Origin of the sequence: Cerasicoccus frondis (genome assembly GCA_031296915.1) — a bacterium.
Lineage (GTDB): Bacteria > Verrucomicrobiota > Verrucomicrobiia > Opitutales > Cerasicoccaceae > Cerasicoccus > Cerasicoccus frondis.
Genome location: JAVDPC010000004.1, coordinates 183244 through 199225, shown reverse-complemented (window position 1 = coordinate 199225; position 15982 = coordinate 183244). Strand labels below are relative to the sequence as shown.

Sequence of the window (15982 nt, the reverse complement as noted above, 5' to 3'; positions counted from 1 at the left end):
TTACTCTTTGTCTTCGACGGTTACTTTCATTTCGACGCTGTTGCCCTTGATCTCCGGCACATACATGGCTTCGGCAATGACGGGCAGGGCGCTGAAGTCACCCGGCGTCTCCGCGCGCAGTTCGTATCGCAACTCCCAAAGACCTTGCGGCAGTTGGCTGATGAAGCTGGCGATCTGCCGGTCGCGCAATTCTTGGTAAATCCACTGTTGTCGGCCGGTGTAACGATCTTGGCGGTCCAGTGCGCTGGGCCGCAGTTCCCGGGCGTAAAGCGGCGCGCCACTTTGCAGGGCGACTGCTTCAAAGCCTGCAGGCTTCAAGTCTTCGATGAGTATATACTCTAAGTTGTTTTTAGCCTCGATCGTAACAATGGCTTCAATGCGATCACCTGTCGTGGCTTCGCCGCCATTTGTCAGCGGTGATGATTGTGATTCATAACCTTCCAGCAAGGTTTTGATCGGGTAGGTGCGCTCATACTTTCGCTCAACGAAGATTTCATTGCCTGCTGCTAAAATAGGATCTTCCAGTGAGAAGAAATTGAATCGGGTGGCGAAATACAACGGCGACTCCCCAGCTTTGCGTTGCAAAGTTAGTGTGTTGCTTTCATTGGGCTTAAGTTTATCCACCGGCACTTCAAATACGTGAGGCGCAGTCAGTACCGTGTCAGGGGTTATCGTGATCTCTGCGATGTTTTCGCCATTAAGCAGCGCGACATATTGACCGTTAGCTTTTAGCTCGCCGCTGGTCTTCAACCAACTGTTGAGTGCGAGGACGACGATGGCGGTGTCGCGCGTGTTGCTCCATTGAGCGCCACGACGATTTTTCACGAGCCAGTTCATGGTTGGTTCTACGAGTTCACTATTCGGGTCGATGTCCATGAGCGCCATCAGCACAAATGCAGTCGACTCAACGGCGCCTCGTGACCAACGGTAGTAAAGGCCGTCCTCACCCCAGTGCGCTGTGGGCAAGGCGGTGTCTTCCGGTGTTGCGGTGTTGCCATTTAGGAGGATGGAGCCTTGCGGATTGTTGTCGAGCTTGACGCCATTGGCCAAGTTTTCGGCCAGAATTTTAGCTTCTTCATTGAAGCCAAAGTGCTTGGCCGAAATCGCAGTGAGCGCACGGGAATACGCCTGCATTTGATCGCGATTCTTCCAAAGATTGGCAAAGGCTTTGGCTTCGTTTTTGCCTGGCTTGGCGTCGCTGGCGCCGCGATTCGCAATGGCGAGGGCGTGCAGTAACCAAGCCTGGGTGTCGTAAGTGCTCTCAAAGTCGACTAGTCGCAGGTTGAGGTAATCACGCCCGCGACGCAGCAAGTTGGCGTCGACACTTTGGCCTGCCTGTTGAGCGAGCGTGAGCCCCCAAACCACATAGGCCGACATGAATGGGTCGCTTTGGTCGTTTTTCCACCAGCCCCAACCGCCGTCGTCATGCTGAAAGTCGGTGAGGCGTTTGAGTCCTTCGGCCACCATGCTGTCGAGGTCGGTTAAGTCGCCTTCCTTCTTGGGCTTTGTCTTTTGCACAACGTCGCTTTGGGTATCTGTTTCGATGCCGCCGAAGTTTTGGTGTAGTATCTCATTGGCCGAAAGCCCAAGGTCATTCAGGGTTTGAGCAACAATGACTGCAGGTAGAAAACGGCTCATGGTTTGCTCGGTGCAGCCGTAAGGATACTGCGCCAAATAAGGCAGGGCATCGAGCATGGTCGTGGCGATGCTCGGTGAGAGATGCAGGGTGAAGCGGGCCCCCTCTGGCTTAAACTTGGGTATCTCCAAGTCCAGCTCCAGGTTTTGCGTGGTCATCTTACCACTGCGTGCGAGGAATTTATCGATGCCGTGCTCGTAAGCAGGAATGGTGAGCTCCATGGCGTCGCCATGCGTGGATGATTTGGCGGACAGTTGAAACTTCACATCGCCGGGTGATTGCACTTCGATGGTCCAGTTGACCTGAGCTGAACCGTGCGCTGGGACATCGATACTTTGCATTGCAGAGTTGGCTAACGTTACTCCACCATTCATGACAAGTTCAGCGCGAACGGATGCGACGCTGCCGGTGTTGTTATTGATGACGCCAGTTATGGTTAGTTCATCGCCCGTGACGAGGAAACGAGGCGTTTGCAGGCGGGCAATGAGCGGTAGCCTGGTCTTAGCCTGTGCTGCTCCTTCGCCAAAGCTCGCAGGCAGACCGACTGCGTGAGCCTCGAGGTTCCAAGTAGTCAGGTTGTCTGGAAATTCAAAATCCACGTTCGCCTGGCCATTGACGTCGGTGACGATGGCTGGCTTCCACAGGACCGTTGAACGAAAATCCGTACGAACGATTACGTTTGGCTCGGTTGGTGGCGCTGCGCTCAAGTCTTTGCTTGCCTTAAGTGCTTCTCCAGTTGCCATGCCTCGACTCATCAGCATGGGGGGGGCGGGGGCAAACGCATCGACGCCAGCTAATTCAAGCGCCGCTCCCTCTTTATAGCCAAAATCGTTTTCCGAGCCATCGGCTCTCCAGCCGCGGCTAGGTGTTGAAGCATCGGCCACTCTTTTAATGACTTCGAAACGGCGCATGCTTTGGGAGGTGGTGGTGTAGATCCGAATCGGGCGTGTCTGGCCATAGAAGAATTCGCGCGGGTCGGGGGCCAGCGTCGGTTGGATCGCCAGTACCGCTTCGTCGAAGACAGACAGAGCGACTTCCGCAGAAACCGGCTTGCCGTCGATGTCACGCGTCGTGATTAGAGCAGTGGCCTTTTCGCGGGGAAGATAGCTCTCTGCGTTGGTTGTCACCGATACATCTAGGAAATGTTTGTCAGGCGGAATATTGATATCCTGGCTGTCTTGATTGGTTTGCAGATCTTTGTTGCTGTTAGCCTGCAGGCGGACATTGGGAATCCACGCTCCATCGACGTCCAGTTCGAGTAGTTTAACGTTGCCTTCCAGGTAAACGACACGGGTGTCGATCAAGCCTGCCCCTTGCACGGTGAAGAGCACCCAGTTGCCTGATTCACTGGCCGTTATCATGACTGGGGCGCGGCGGCCTTCGCGAAATGATTCTTCGTCAGTGACAATTTTCAGGCCGCCATGGAAACCAATACTTTGCGATGCAGAGTCTGCCGCCCAGATTGCAGCATCGGCTTTGATCGGGGCGCTGCGCTCCGGTTTGCTGACCCAGTAAATGCGATAGTAGCCGGTTTTATCAACGGGGAATTCGAACTTGGCTTCGCCTGCCTGATTGGTGCGCAAGGTCGCGACTTTTAATTCCTCTACATCGTAGCCCTGGCGAATCATGGTCCAGTCCTTGGGGTCCAATGCAGAAGAGAACAAACCAGCGCCCTTTTTAATGCGGCGGTCGTATTCTTTACCGGAAATTTCTTCGCCATCTGGACCGCGCCAAACCTGCATCCACTCTTCGCGTGTCAGGCGAATACGCCCTTCGACTTCGACGGGGTCGTCGTTTGCGTTGACAGCTTTGACTGTGACTTCAGCGCGTTCGCCGGGTCGATAAAGTATGCGCTCAGGTTGGACGTTGACGAAGTAAGGCGCCCGTGTTGCACGGATGGAAGCGCGGCCGCTGACTTCACGGCGTGATTCGTCCACCACGCGCGCTTCGATGGAGTATTCCAGATCGTGAGGCGAGCTGGCGTTGGTGGGGAGGGTGAGTATGGCGCGGCCTTCGGCGTCGGTTTTTAAAGTTTCATTCAAGACTTCCCGTCCGGGGTTGTAGTGGCTTGGCATGCTGCTGCGCAACCAGGGGTAGGGGGTGGGCGGGAGCCAGTAATGATAGTATGGGCTTTCGCGCACGACGACGTTGACTTCGGCGTTGGTCACGGCGCCGCCGAAATAATAATCGGCAGTGATCTCCACTTCTACATCATCGCCGAGACGGTAGGCCGTGGCGGCTTCTCCCTTTTCACTAACGGTTTGCACGGCCACTTTGAACTCAGGCAGTTTGTATTCCTCCAAGCGGAAAAGCTCGGCGCTGCCAATGTGGTTGTCGCCCTGGTTATCGAGTCGAAACTCGATGCGATACATCCCGAGCGGCCAATCTGACTCCAGCGTTAGCTCGCCCCACATGCTGCCGTATTCATTGAGCGTCATGACGCCGCTGCTGACTTCATCGCCTTGCGGTCCGCTGATGCGGTAGCGAATTGCCTGGCCGGTGGATGGCGGAGCCCAGTTAGAAAGCGTCGCGCGCAGCCGGGCGATTGCCTTCCAGTGAACGGTGTCACCCGGGCGGTATGCGGGGCGGTCGGTGAAAGCATAGATTTTCCAGGCGTCTCCGTCCTGTGGATTCGTTTCTGCTTGGTAGTTGTAGAAGTTGCTGTTGGCGCTAGCGGCGGTGAAATCGCCGTCTTTTTCCGTTAGGATGATCAGCGCTTCGTATTCGTTGAAGGCTGCTTTTAAAGCGGTGAAATCCTTTTGGGTAAAGCGCGCCAATCCATCTTCGTCCGTCGAGAGCGTTGCGCTCGTCCAGTTCATGGTGGTTTGGTTGTTGCGATTTTGGTAATTGCCAATCCAGGCCGTGACTGAAGCTTCGCCTAATGGTTCGCCGGTTTGTGCGTCGGTCAGCCAGGCGAGTATCGTTTCGTTGTCCCGCATGGTGGTGACGACTTGTTGGGAAATGAGCAGGAGCGCCTGCGCCGTCTTACCGCCGCCTTCAGCCTGAATCACATAAGCGCCAACGGGCAGACCAGCATCCACCGTGATGTTATCACTTTGCTGGGCATACGGCTTGCCGTCCGATTCGCGGGTAAGGCGAATGGCTGGCGTGAGATCGCTCAAGTTGTAATCTTGCGCGAAATAGGGCGAGTTATTGGAATTATCTTCGGGCGGTTGGTAGGCCTTGATCAGGTCGATCTGATAAACGCCAATGCTGACTTGGTCGACGTTGCGCCAATTAAGCGAAAATTCGATTGTGTTGCCGGGAAGGAAATTTGAGCCGACATAGATTTGGATGTCGCGCTGGGTAATGTTTTCAATGCGCTGCTCGGCCTGTTTCCAATAGTTGGATTCGCCTTCCTGATAACGGCTGAGGAGTTCGTGGTAAAGCTTGAGCGCCAATGCGGGATCGCCTTCGTGCTGAAAGTGGCCATTGTCATCCCAGTAGCTAGCGCCCATGCGCTCGGCCCATTCGGCGAAGTGGAAAAGCGCGTTATCGGCCCAGTCGCTCTTGGGCGCTTCGAGCGCTGCTTCGAAGGCGCCTTGCGCCTTCATGGACTCAGCATTGTATTGGCGAGCGTAGGTTAGGGCGAGCAGGTAGTTGGCGTAGGCTTTTTGTTCGGAGGTTTGCGCAATGCTGACGGCGTTTTCCAGCACTTGCGTGGGCATCCAGTTGCCATAGTAACCAAAGCGCCAGACTACTTTCTGGTTTGAAGGAGGTTCAGCTGCGCGGAAAACGATGTCTAAATATTGCTCGCGGGCGAGGTCGATCTTGGTTGAGCCAGCCCACCAACTCAGTGCTTGTTCGTAATGCCGCCAAGCCAGGCCCCAAGTGCGAAATTGTGGCGACAGCCAATAGGAGTCGCCGAGGGATGCTTGAATCTCGGCCCAAAGTTGAGGGGGGCGGGCGCCCTTGGCCTGTTTTTGCAGCTTGGCGGCCAGCTCTTCCAATTGCTGGCGGGGCGCGTTGATGGACTGCGTGTCAGACTGACGGGTGGCGCTTAGGTTGCGCCATTGGGCATCGGCGAGGCGGAAATCGAGCTCGTCCCGGCTCAGGCCGCTGGGCAGCGTTTCCAGCTTGGACAATTGCTCGTAAAGGCTGGCCGCTTTTTGGTAAGAGTGGTCCTGATAGGCTTGGTTGGCTTGTTGCCAAATGGTTTTCGGATCGCCAAGTTGGTCGTCGGCATACAGTGCGCCGACAAACAGCATCCATGCGGTTAGCAGTAGTCGAATGGTTGGGTTTCGAGGCATGTTGGGAAGCATATTGATTTTCTTCCACGCTTCGACATCTTTGTGCGTTCTAAGGTTTCTTTTTAATTTTATTTATCATCATTCATGCAACAACCTCCCGAAGATTTGCAATTGATCGGCGCTGAGCTGGCGGTCCGTTGGCCAGATGGTCGCGAAGACTACTTCACTGGCGAGTACCTACGCGCCCAAAGCCCGAGCGCGGAAAACGTTGGCGAAAAGGACATATTCGGCAACCAGTACGGCGGCGACGGACCACGGGAATTTCCGGGCGTGAAGATTGAGGGCTGGGACTACCAAGGTAATTACGCCGTTCGCTTTGACTTTAGCGATGGTCATCGGACCGGCATTTATTCCTGGGAATACCTGCGGAAGCTCGGGGACGGTCAGCATGGCTGACTGTAGATTTAAGTGAGCAAATTAAAAATTAAAGTGACGAGCGTAGATTGGCTTGGTTAGCGCGATAGCTGTCCTGTTCAATTTACTCACTTTAATGTCTAATCAAAGTTCTGCGGCGGGTTCACTAAGCCAAAGGCAATGGCTTGGCGGGTGAGGCCGGCGACGTCGTGCACGTCGAGCTTCTTCATCAAATTGGCGCGGTGGGTGTCTGCGGTTTTGACCGAAATGTCGAGCTTGACGGCGATTTCCTTACTCGTGCAACTTTCGGCGATGAGTTGGAGGATCTGGCGCTCACGCGGGGTGAGCTCATCCAGTGAATCGCTTTGGTTGGGGTTGACCATGATTTCGCGCATGATGTCCACGATGCGCAGGCCGAAATGGGTTTGGCCAGCGACGATCTTTTCCACGGCGATTTCGAGGTCGGAAAGGTTGGCGTCTTTCTCCACGAAGCCATCAATGCCGGCTTCGAGTAGTTTTTTGACGGTGCTCTTGCTCGGAAATGCGGAAAAAACGAGCACTCGTGGCTTGTGTTCGCCTTTGCGAATTTGGCGGAGCAGCTCGATTCCGTTTAAGTTGGGCAGCATGATGTCCAGGATTAAAATATCTGGCATCGTACGGGTAACTTCGGTCACGGCGACCTGGCCGTCACCGGTGGATCCAGCCACTTCGATATCGGGGTAAGATTCTAGCAGTCGGATAATCAGGTCTCGCAGAATGGTCTGGTCTTCAACGACATAAACACGCTTCATAACAGTAATAGAAAAGTCACCTACTGGTTTTGGCAAATGAAATATAGTCGGGATAGACCCGCTTTTACTTCAGTAAATGCTGTAGACGATTTCGGGAATAATAGCATAGAAAGGCCATCAAGCCTAGGAAAAGTATGGGCATCGTTTGGAGGAGTTGGGCGAATGCAGCGTCACCGCCATGTAAAACTTCGCCTTCGGTAGTGGTTGCAGCGTCGCTTGGGTCATCAAAGCCGCTGGTGAGTGCGAAGAACACGACACCCGCCAGGCCATAGGCGATGTTGTTGGCCAGGCTGCGAAAGCTCAGCACCGTGGCGCGGCGGCGCGAGTCGGTGACCGCTTCGTTGAGGTAATGGCTCATGAAAAAGTTGAGCAGAAACATCGAGCCGCCAATGCCGAGCGCGGGAATTACGCCCCAATAGCGGATTAGCAGCGCTTGGCCAATCAGGCTCACGAGGATGATTGCGGCCAGCAGGCTAAAGTTCGCCAGCGCGCTTTTCCGCTCCACCAGCTTGCGCGCAAGCATGGGGATAAATAAGCCCATCAGCCCGCCCAGAGCGCCCATGACGCCGAGCGCTGCTTCGGGCAGACCAATGAGGCGATAATACTCGCTGTTGATCGTCAATCCGACGCGGACCAGGCTATCGAAGCAGACGCTGGCCACGATGAGCACCAGCACAATGTTGGTCGCCAGGATCCACTTGCCGGTTTGACCGACCAGGGCGAAGGCGGCGCGCGCATTGGCGGGCGTCTCATCGGCGTGGGTGTCTACAGGTGGTTCGGTTAAGCGCCAGGCGGCCAGGAGGGTAATGAACGATGTGCCCAGCGTCAGGTAGAGGGGGAAGCGGAGCGTGGTTTCCCGGGTTAGCTCACCGGGGAGGTGGATGAGTTGCAGGGCGGCGTTGACGAATTCGTGGTCGTAAGCGGCGGCCCCAAGCAACATGCCAAACAGGAACCCAAGCGATTGCAGCCGCATCAGCAGGTCCAGCACGCTGGGCCATTCTTTTTCGCGTTTGAGGGCCTTGAGCGAATCATAGGCCAGCGCTTCGTCCGCTCCGCTGGCAAAGGCTTCCGCCGCGCCGCTGATAAACCGATTCACGCCAAAGGCGAGCAACAGCAGCCAATGACTGCCCATCGGCACAAACGCGATGATGGCTAGCTCGACAACCATGCACACGCCTGCCAGCCGCACCAGATTTCGTCGCCCAAAGGTATCGGCAAAGGCGCCGGAAGGCACTTCGAGCAACACAATGGACGCCGCCCAGACTGCGTTGAGCAAAAAGAATTCCTCCAGCGAAAGCCCAATGTCCAAAAACAACACCGTGAACACCGGGTAATAAAACCGCGCATTGAAAAACACCCGGAACGCAATGAACCAGCGAATGTTGGGAATGGTGAGGATGTTGGGCGTGGTGGTCATAGATTAAAGTGAGCAAATTAAAAATTAAAGTTCGGTTTGGTCAAATTATTGGAGGAGGGGGGGGCGTTGCTTTGTGTGGTGTGCGTGTGTGTGTGGGGGGGGGGGGGGGGGGATGATGACCCTCAATCGTGGCAATGGGGCGCAAGCATCCGGCGCTGCATCATGAATTGCGTATGCAGCGTGCTATCCCGCGCATGCTTGGGCGGCGTACGCGGTGGCGGGGACTCCCTTGGGCTAGTCGCACTTCGTGCGGCGTTCCTGGCCTGCGTGGCATCAACCGGGGCGACGTTGGCGGAAGCTTTGTCCTGCAAAGTAAATTATACTTTGCATCGCAAAGTTCGCATTTAAGCCTGGCATGAAAATTGAGCGGCGTCTGTGCCGACTCTGGTCATGCCCTGGCCCAACGCCGCGCTCGCAGTCGCACAGACTGGGCGGCGGCACAAGACTGGTCCGGCGGTGCGCCGGTCAGGGCGCGCTAAGGCTCACTGGCTGGCGGCTGGGCGCGGTAAAGTTGTTTTCGATAACACATGACGGTAGTGGGTTTGAGTTGGGTATATGGGTTGCGGTGGCTGGGCGTCTAGGCTTGGCCACTGCGCATGGGATTGCTCGGAGGAGCATCCCATTGTCACGCTACAGCATGGCGAATCAGCAGGCGGACAGCAAGATTTTTATGTGAACAAAGGAATATTAATAGTGAGAGCTAGTGAGCACGAGTGACTATTAACTCGACTTGGTAATCAATGAGTTACGTATCGGGTTTTCCGGGGCCTTACGGTTAAAGGTTAATGAATTATTAATGCGAGGTTAATAAAAATTCACACACGCTTCTGGGGATTGGAATTGATGTCTGACCCGAAATCCGCTTAATTGGTTTATCCCATGAGATACTACTCTATTGCTGCCCTACTCGCGCTAAGCGCCACCCTGCTAACCCCAACCTCTGAGGCCGGACTAGGCATCCTTGTTGACCTTGAAAATGAGGTGGTGTCTCTCTTTGGCAGTGGCTCGTTCACTGGGACAAGCGGCGAAGTTGGCTGGGGGAATGTGGATGCGCTGAATGGAGAAAGCCTGGACTTTACTGCTTATGTATCTGGCGTCGAAGCCTTTGACGGGCTGGACTTGAAGCTCTGGTTGAATGGGGAGGTGGATAGCCTGGAGTTGGCGCTGCTTTTCACCTCTGGCGTTGATGATTTTGCGGTCGATTATGACACCAATTCTCTTTCGCCATCTGCTATTGAACACGACATGACGGCCATTGAGGTTGCGGAGATCAAAGGCCACCTAAAGAGTATCGAGAACTTCGTTATCAATGCCGACGATTTGGTTGGAACCATTGAAGAACTCGTGCAGGAAATCGAAAATGGCAATTACCCGGAGTATGAGCTGTCGACGTTCAGCGGCGCGGGCGACCCGGTTTCGTTCGTGGTGATTTCCTCGGTGCCCGAGCCATCCACCTATGCGCTTATCTTTGGTTCGATCACGTTGGGTTGCTTGATGATCTGGCGTCGGCGTTCTTCGAATTCTCGCTCGTAGCCAAGCGAGCGGCGTTTCATGTAAGTCTGAGTTCAGTGGAGGGCGGTGTTTCCTTACCGCTGCGTTGCGACGGATGGCGTTTCGATTGTGGAGGTCGAATGTCCGTAGTGCAACGCGGCGGCATAGGGGGCATCGCCTTCCAACTCTTCGCCATGTGTGTTTGTATATTATTTAGTGTTTATAAATTAATAAATAGGTAAAATGGATAAGGGATTTAGGGGTGTCATCCTCGTTCGAATCATCCAACAGGTGGAGCCCGGTGTCCCTACCGGGCTGCTTCATCCTGCTTACTGTGTGACAACAAAGCCTGCTGGGGGCGCCAGGCTCCACCATTAAATAGGAGGCATAATGAACCAAAGTGCTCTAGGCCGGCTGCAATGATGACTTCAGCTCTCGCCGGTGAAGTCGGTCATGGCGATGTTGGTGGCGAGGTCGCGGCGGACGCGGTCGGTGAGGCCCTTGCGGTTTTGGTATTCCTTGCGGAGCGCCGCGAGGCTGCGCGTGGGGATGGCAATGTGGACGACTGGTTCGCCAGGCTTGACTGCGGGGAGCGTCGCCAGGCTGAGGATGACGCCGTCGCTCGGGCTGACGAGGGTGTATTGCGCTTGGCCGAGGATGGTGTAATTCGTCGCAATGGGCTGCCCGGCTTCGACCCACTCGCCGGCGCCGATGTGGTAGCGCAGGATGCCGCCGACCTCGGCGCGCACCCACGTCGTTTTCTTGGCGCGTATTTGGTAGGGCGGCGGGATGGTCTCGCCGGTGAGCATGCGGAGCTCGATGAGGACGTTGCGAATGCCGCGCACGCCGAGCTCCAGGATGCCGCGTTCGATCTTCCAGGGTTCGCCAGCTTCGAGGATGATGGTTGGGCAACCGGCCTTGCAGGCTTCGCGGCGCAGGGAGCCTTCGGGGCCGCGACCATCGACGATCAGCGGGCAGCCGAAGGCGTGCGCGAGCATGCGGGTGTCGGCGTTGGCCAGGTCGGCGCGCACATTGGGGAAGTTGGTGCGCTGGAAAGCGGCGGAGTGGAGGTCGATCCCGTAGTCGCACTGGCTGACGATTTCGCGCATGAAAATGGCGGCAATGCGCGAGGCGAGGCTGCCGGTTTCATTGCCGGGAAAACTACGGTTGAGGTCGCGGCGGTCAGGGAGGTAACGCTCATGCGTTTCGAAGCCGAAGACGTTGACTACGGGTATTAAAAAGAGGGTGCCGCGCTCGATGGTGATTTGCTCGTCGTAAAGGAGGTCGTGGACGATGCCGGTGCCGTTGATTTCGTCGCCGTGGATCGCGGCGGAGATGAAGACCTTGGGGCCGGGCTTGACGCTGTGGATGACGCGCACGGGCAACGCGATTTCGTCGCCCGTGTATGTCTCAGAGATTTTCAACCGCACGTCCCGGGATTCGCCAGCGGGAATGGTTTGCCCGCCGAGCTTGATTGGCTTGGGCTTGCGGCGCGTCGTCTTCTTGGGGGTGGTCATGTGGTTGGTGCGAAGTGGATCAAAAGAGGTGGCGCGGATCGAGACGATCCGCAGTTTCATCAGACTGGCATTTGCACAATGTGCAAATGCCACGGACCAGCGGGACGCTGGTGTGGATCGAGACGATCCGCGCCATCTTTGCCAGCGAGTGAGAATTGAGAGGCATAGAAAAACTATTGCTGAGGTTCAGCGTCCTTCTTCTTTGCTTTCTTTTTCTTGGAATTGCTTTTGAGCGGCAGGTAGTCGCGGAGGGTGTTTTTGCGGCCGTAGCAGAGCAGCAGGTCGCCGGCGTGAATCACGTCGTCCCCCTTGGGCGCAGCGTGGACTTGCCCGTTGCGATTGATGGACAGCACGATGACGTCGCGCTCGCGCAGGCCGCTGTCGGCGATGCTGCGGTTGGCGAGATTGGAGTCCTGGCCAACGGTGAACTCGGCCACCTGAAAGCCCCGGGCGAGGCTTAGGCGTTGGCGTAGATCGAGGTCGTCGAAGCGAACGTTTTCCACGAGGTAATCGACAATCGCGCCTGCGACATCGACGCCGGTCGCCTTCTCAATGCCCTCTAAGCCGGGGGAGGAATTGACTTCCATGATGACGGGGCCGTCAGCGCCTTCGAGCATGTCGACGCCCGCCACACGCAGGCCGAGGATTTGCGCTGCGCGCACGGCGGTGCGCTCATACTCGGGGGTGAGGGTGACGCGCTCGGTTTCGCCGCCACGGTGGACGTTGCTGCGGAATTCGGAGCCGACGGCCTTGCGGCGCATGGCGGTCACGACGCGATCACCCACCACAAAGGCGCGGATGTCTTTGCCGCGGCTTTCGCTGACGAATTTCTGGATCAGCACGTTGAGCGACTTCGATTGCAAGGTCTCGATGATCGCTTCGGCGATTTTAATCGAGTCCGCCAAAATGACGCCCACGCCTTGCGTGCCTTCGAGGAGCTTGATGATGACGGGCGCGCCGCCCACGCGTTCGATGGCGGGCAGGACGTCTTTGCGGTCGCGGACAAAGGCCGACGGCGCAATGCCGAGGTCGTAGCGAGAGAGCACTTGCAGGCTGCGCAGTTTGTCGCGCGAGATGATGATCGACTGCGAAGGGTTGGCGCTCCACACGCCCATTTGCTCAAACTGCCGGACGACCGCTGCGCCGTAAAACGTGACGGATGCGCCGATGCGCGGGATAACGGCGTCGTATTCGCTGAGTCGCCGTGAGCGAAAGGTGAGGCTCGGGTGCTTGGACTCGACGTAGATGCCGAACTTCAGCGGATCGAGGACTTTGGGTTTGTGGCCGCGCAGGGTGCATGCTTCGCGGATGCGTTTGGTGCTGTAGCAGCGTGGCGCGCGGGAGATGATGGCGATTTTTAAAGGGTCCATTTGGAAAGAGGTGTTATGATAAATGAATGCCGGCTTCGATGTTGTTGCCGTCGGGGTCGATTAAGTAGGCGGCGTAGTAGTGGTAGCCGTCGTCTTCGGGTTCGCCGTTGCATTTGCCGCCGTGGGCAAGCCCAGCTTGATAGAAGGCCTCAACTGCTTCCTTGCTGGCTGCTTTAAAGGCCAGGTGGATGGGGCGTGTGGCGTCCTTGCTGACCGGGGCGCCGTGGTAGTCGCCATCAGGCGGCGTTTCGCCCATCCAGATGAACGGATACTCCGATTCGCCGGAAATGATGACGGCGTTGATGTGTGGTTGGCGCTGAGCAATGCGCAAACCCAGCGGCGCTAGGCACGCCTCGTAAAAGGCGGCGCTGCGCGAGATGTCGTTAACGAAAAAGCCGATGTGATCAAACATGGTTACTGGATTTCCGGTTTTCGGCGTTTCCCGTGGAGATATTTTTGTGCGGAGTCGACAACGAAATCACCGGCGAGAGCTTCGCGCCCTAATAAGACGCGACAGATCATGTGGTGGCGGTTGACGAGCGAGAAGGTGACTTTCTTGCGACGGCGCCCGATCTTGAGCGTGGTTTCCACTTTCACCCGGCGCTGGAGTTGGCCATTGGAGGAGCGAACCTTTTGCTCTTTGACGATTTTCGCTTCGATTTCCTGGGTCAGCGACTCGTCGTCTCGGTGGGCGGCGAGGATGAAGCGCACGCGTCCGTTGGGCAGGATCTTGATGTTGCGCACGTCGAGCGCAGAGCTCTTGGCGCCGGTGTCGGCCTTGGCGACGATGTTGGTGACGCCCCATTCGGGCAGGTCGATGGTTTCCTTCCAGCCAATGGGGACAGGCTCGCGCTTGAGTTTCGATTTCGTGGCAGTGGGCATGCGGTAGTTTATAAGCTAATACCTTAAGGCATTTTTGTCACACGATAAAAAACATTTGTCGTCGTTGAGTGAAGGCCTGTATTTTCAGCTCACCACTTATGGCTGACCCAATGAATGACCTGATTGATGCGCTGCCGGACTTGCGTGAACGGCTTGCCGCGCGTCGTGAACTGCTATTGGCCAATGCCGTGATGTTTAGCGAAATACCTTCGCACACATTTGAAGAGGCCGAGCGGGCTCGCTTCATGATGGACCGCCTCATCGAGGCTGGTTGTCAAAATGTGTCGACGGATGAGCTGGGCAATGCGGTCGGCATACACCCGGGGAAGACCGGCAAGCGAAACATTTTGGTTTCCGCTCACCTGGACACGCCTTTTGCCCGCTCGGTCGACCACGCGGTGTCAGTCAGCCCGAATAGCATTACCGGGCCGAGCATTATGGATAATTCCCTGGGGCTCGCGGCGGTGGCCACTTTGCCCACGCTGTTGGAGCAGCTCGGCGTCGAGCTGGATGACAACCTCGTCCTGCTGGGCTCGACGCGCAGCATGGGTAAGGGAGACATCGAGGGCATGCGCTTCTTCCTGGAAAACAATCGCCTGCCCATGCGCGCGGGCGTGCTGGTGGAGGGCGCCTCACTGGGCCGCCTCAGTTACAGTTCGCTGGGCGTGATTCGCGGCACGATCGACTGCAACGTCAAGCGCGGCGCCACGGGGTTGGCCGCTGGTGGAGCGATCCCGATTTTGAATCGCATCGTCACGAAGATGCTCGAAATCCCGCTGCCGCAGGATCCCGTGACGCAGCTCATCCTGGGCTCGATCTACGCGGGCACGACTTATAATACGACTTCGCGCGATGCGCATTTGCGCTTTGAAATCCGCAGTGAGGGCGTCGGCGTGGCCAGTGAAATTTACGAGCAGATCGAAGCCGTGGTCGCTGAGACGAATGCGATGCCGAGCACATCGGCGTCGTTGACTAAGGTTGGCTACCGCAAGAATGTGTCGATCAACTTTTCGCATCCGCTGGTGCGCAGCGCACGGCGTATCCTCAAGGCCCTGGAGGTGGACGACCACGCCGCGCCGTCCACGGGTGAGCTAAGCACCTTGCTTGGCCGCAACATCCCATCCCTCGTCATCGGTCTGACTGACGGCGAGCACCGCCACGATTACAACGAAACCATTGAGATCGAGCCGATCTTCACCGGCCTGGCTCAGCTCATCACCCTGCTCAAAGCAATAGATGGAGGACTTTGCGATGCCGACGAAGCTTGATAAATGGATTAAACAAAACACCTTCCATCACAGCCAGTTTTTCGATCAACTCGAACTGCTGAAGCAAAAGGAAAAGACCGGGCTCACGATCTCGCTCTGTATCCCGACGCTTAACGAGGAGGCGACGATCGGTAAGGAAATCGTCATCTTCCGCTCCGAGCTGATGGAGCGCTATCCACTCGTCGATGAGATCGCGGTCATCGACTCTGGCTCGACGGACAAGACGCTCGAAGTCGCCTCGTCCTTTGGCGCGGATGTTTATTTCGCGGGCGACATTTTGCCCGAGCAGGGACACAAGCGCGGCAAAGGGGAAAACCTCTGGAAGGCGATTCACCAGCTCAAGGGAGACATCATTTGTTATGTCGACGCCGACATTAAAAACATCCATCCGCGCTTCTGCTACGGGCTCGTTGCGCCGCTGCTTTACCGCCCGGAGATGAGCTACGTGAAGGCGTTCTATGACCGACCGTTGGCTTTCTCGCAAGGCATTCGCCCATCGGGCGGCGGCCGTGTTACGGAGATTCTCGTGCGTCCGCTCTTCTCGCTGTTCTACCCGGAACTGACGGGTCTCGTGCAGCCGCTTTCCGGTGAATACGCCGTGCGTCGCAACGTGCTGGAGCGCCTGCCGTTCCCCATTGGCTACGGCGTGGAGACGTCGCACATCATGGACGTTTACAAGGAGTGGGGCCTCGAAGCATTCGGTCAGACGGACCTCGACAAGCGCGTGCACCGCAACCAGGAAACGCTCTCCCTGGGTAAAATGAGCTTTGGCATCCTGCAGAGTTTCCTCGGTCGCATGAAGGGCATGGGCATGGAAGGCAATTTGCCCGAAATGCACAACATCCTGCGCCAGTTCCAGGCCGTCGACCAGCAGTATGAGCAAATCTGCCACGAGATCATCGAGGAAGAACGTCCGCCGATGATCGACATTCCGCAGTATCGCGAAAAAATGGGTTATTGATTTTTGGTGCTTGGTTCCTGGTTCTCGCCATTGGTTATTATTGGT

Annotated in this window: 11 protein-coding genes; 4 read left to right on the top strand and 7 right to left on the bottom strand. The window is 56.5% G+C overall.

Annotated elements, in window-relative coordinates; genetic code table 11:
• The gene (locus RBB63_RS04740) at positions 1-5886 is read right to left on the bottom strand and encodes an alpha-2-macroglobulin family protein (RefSeq protein ID WP_309381610.1); all 5886 of its coding nucleotides are present in this window, start codon (positions 5884-5886) and stop codon (positions 1-3) included.
• Between the two features lie 84 nt (positions 5887-5970).
• Here RBB63_RS04740 and RBB63_RS04735 point away from each other — a divergent pair, with 84 nt between their 5' ends.
• Positions 5971-6282 carry a gamma-butyrobetaine hydroxylase-like domain-containing protein gene (locus RBB63_RS04735; RefSeq protein WP_309381608.1) on the top strand — a complete coding sequence of 104 codons (312 nt, stop codon included), beginning with the start codon at positions 5971-5973 and terminating at the stop codon, positions 6280-6282.
• Between the two features lie 98 nt (positions 6283-6380).
• Here RBB63_RS04735 and RBB63_RS04730 read toward each other — a convergent pair whose 3' ends face one another.
• Positions 6381-7031 (bottom strand): response regulator, encoded by a 651-nt coding sequence (locus tag RBB63_RS04730; protein WP_309381606.1) that lies wholly within the window; start codon positions 7029-7031, stop codon positions 6381-6383.
• 64 nt (positions 7032-7095) lie between these two features.
• On the bottom strand, positions 7096-8448 hold the full coding sequence (locus RBB63_RS04725; RefSeq protein WP_309381604.1) for an MFS transporter: 1353 nt from the start codon (positions 8446-8448) through the stop codon (positions 7096-7098).
• An 879-nt stretch (positions 8449-9327) separates the two neighbouring features.
• Here RBB63_RS04725 and RBB63_RS04720 point away from each other — a divergent pair.
• Positions 9328-9981, top strand: a complete 654-nt coding sequence (locus RBB63_RS04720) for a PEP-CTERM sorting domain-containing protein (protein WP_309381602.1) — start codon at positions 9328-9330, stop codon at positions 9979-9981.
• Positions 9982-10367: 386 nt separating this feature from the next.
• Here the strand turns inward: RBB63_RS04720 and RBB63_RS04715 are convergent, their stop codons facing one another.
• The 4 genes from RBB63_RS04715 to RBB63_RS04700 form a co-directional block, all read right to left on the bottom strand.
• Entirely contained in the window at positions 10368-11309 is a 942-nt protein-coding gene (locus RBB63_RS04715) for a succinylglutamate desuccinylase/aspartoacylase family protein (RefSeq protein WP_425503868.1), read from the bottom strand.
• A gap of 320 nt (positions 11310-11629) precedes the next feature.
• The gene (locus RBB63_RS04710) at positions 11630-12826 is read right to left on the bottom strand and encodes a RimK family alpha-L-glutamate ligase (protein ID WP_309381598.1); all 1197 of its coding nucleotides are present in this window, start codon (positions 12824-12826) and stop codon (positions 11630-11632) included.
• Between the two features lie 13 nt (positions 12827-12839).
• Positions 12840-13238, bottom strand: coding sequence for a VOC family protein (locus RBB63_RS04705; RefSeq protein WP_309381596.1), 399 nt, complete (start codon positions 13236-13238; stop codon positions 12840-12842).
• Between the two features lie 2 nt (positions 13239-13240).
• Entirely contained in the window at positions 13241-13708 is a 468-nt protein-coding gene (locus RBB63_RS04700; RefSeq protein ID WP_309381594.1) for an ATP-dependent zinc protease family protein, read from the bottom strand.
• A gap of 110 nt (positions 13709-13818) precedes the next feature.
• Here RBB63_RS04700 and RBB63_RS04695 point away from each other — a divergent pair, with 110 nt between their 5' ends.
• Both RBB63_RS04695 and RBB63_RS04690 read left to right on the top strand, forming a co-directional pair.
• Positions 13819-14976 (top strand): zinc-binding metallopeptidase family protein, encoded by a 1158-nt coding sequence (locus RBB63_RS04695; protein ID WP_309381592.1) that lies wholly within the window; start codon positions 13819-13821, stop codon positions 14974-14976.
• Positions 14960-15937 carry a glucosyl-3-phosphoglycerate synthase gene (locus RBB63_RS04690; protein ID WP_309381590.1) on the top strand — a complete coding sequence of 326 codons (978 nt, stop codon included), beginning with the start codon at positions 14960-14962 and terminating at the stop codon, positions 15935-15937. The genes RBB63_RS04695 and RBB63_RS04690 overlap by 17 nt, the downstream gene beginning before the upstream one ends.
• Positions 15938-15982: the final 45 nt, after the last annotated feature.

Coding starts and splice junctions, on each gene's coding strand:
- RBB63_RS04740 (WP_309381610.1), bottom strand. CDS start 5,886: ATGCCTCGAAACCCAACCATTCGACTACTGCTAACCGCATGGATGCTG.
- RBB63_RS04735 (WP_309381608.1), top strand. CDS start 5,971: ATGCAACAACCTCCCGAAGATTTGCAATTGATCGGCGCTGAGCTGGCG.
- RBB63_RS04730 (WP_309381606.1), bottom strand. CDS start 7,031: ATGAAGCGTGTTTATGTCGTTGAAGACCAGACCATTCTGCGAGACCTG.
- RBB63_RS04725 (WP_309381604.1), bottom strand. CDS start 8,448: ATGACCACCACGCCCAACATCCTCACCATTCCCAACATTCGCTGGTTC.
- RBB63_RS04720 (WP_309381602.1), top strand. CDS start 9,328: ATGAGATACTACTCTATTGCTGCCCTACTCGCGCTAAGCGCCACCCTG.
- RBB63_RS04710 (WP_309381598.1), bottom strand. CDS start 12,826: ATGGACCCTTTAAAAATCGCCATCATCTCCCGCGCGCCACGCTGCTAC.
- RBB63_RS04705 (WP_309381596.1), bottom strand. CDS start 13,238: ATGTTTGATCACATCGGCTTTTTCGTTAACGACATCTCGCGCAGCGCC.
- RBB63_RS04700 (WP_309381594.1), bottom strand. CDS start 13,708: ATGCCCACTGCCACGAAATCGAAACTCAAGCGCGAGCCTGTCCCCATT.
- RBB63_RS04695 (WP_309381592.1), top strand. CDS start 13,819: ATGAATGACCTGATTGATGCGCTGCCGGACTTGCGTGAACGGCTTGCC.
- RBB63_RS04690 (WP_309381590.1), top strand. CDS start 14,960: ATGCCGACGAAGCTTGATAAATGGATTAAACAAAACACCTTCCATCAC.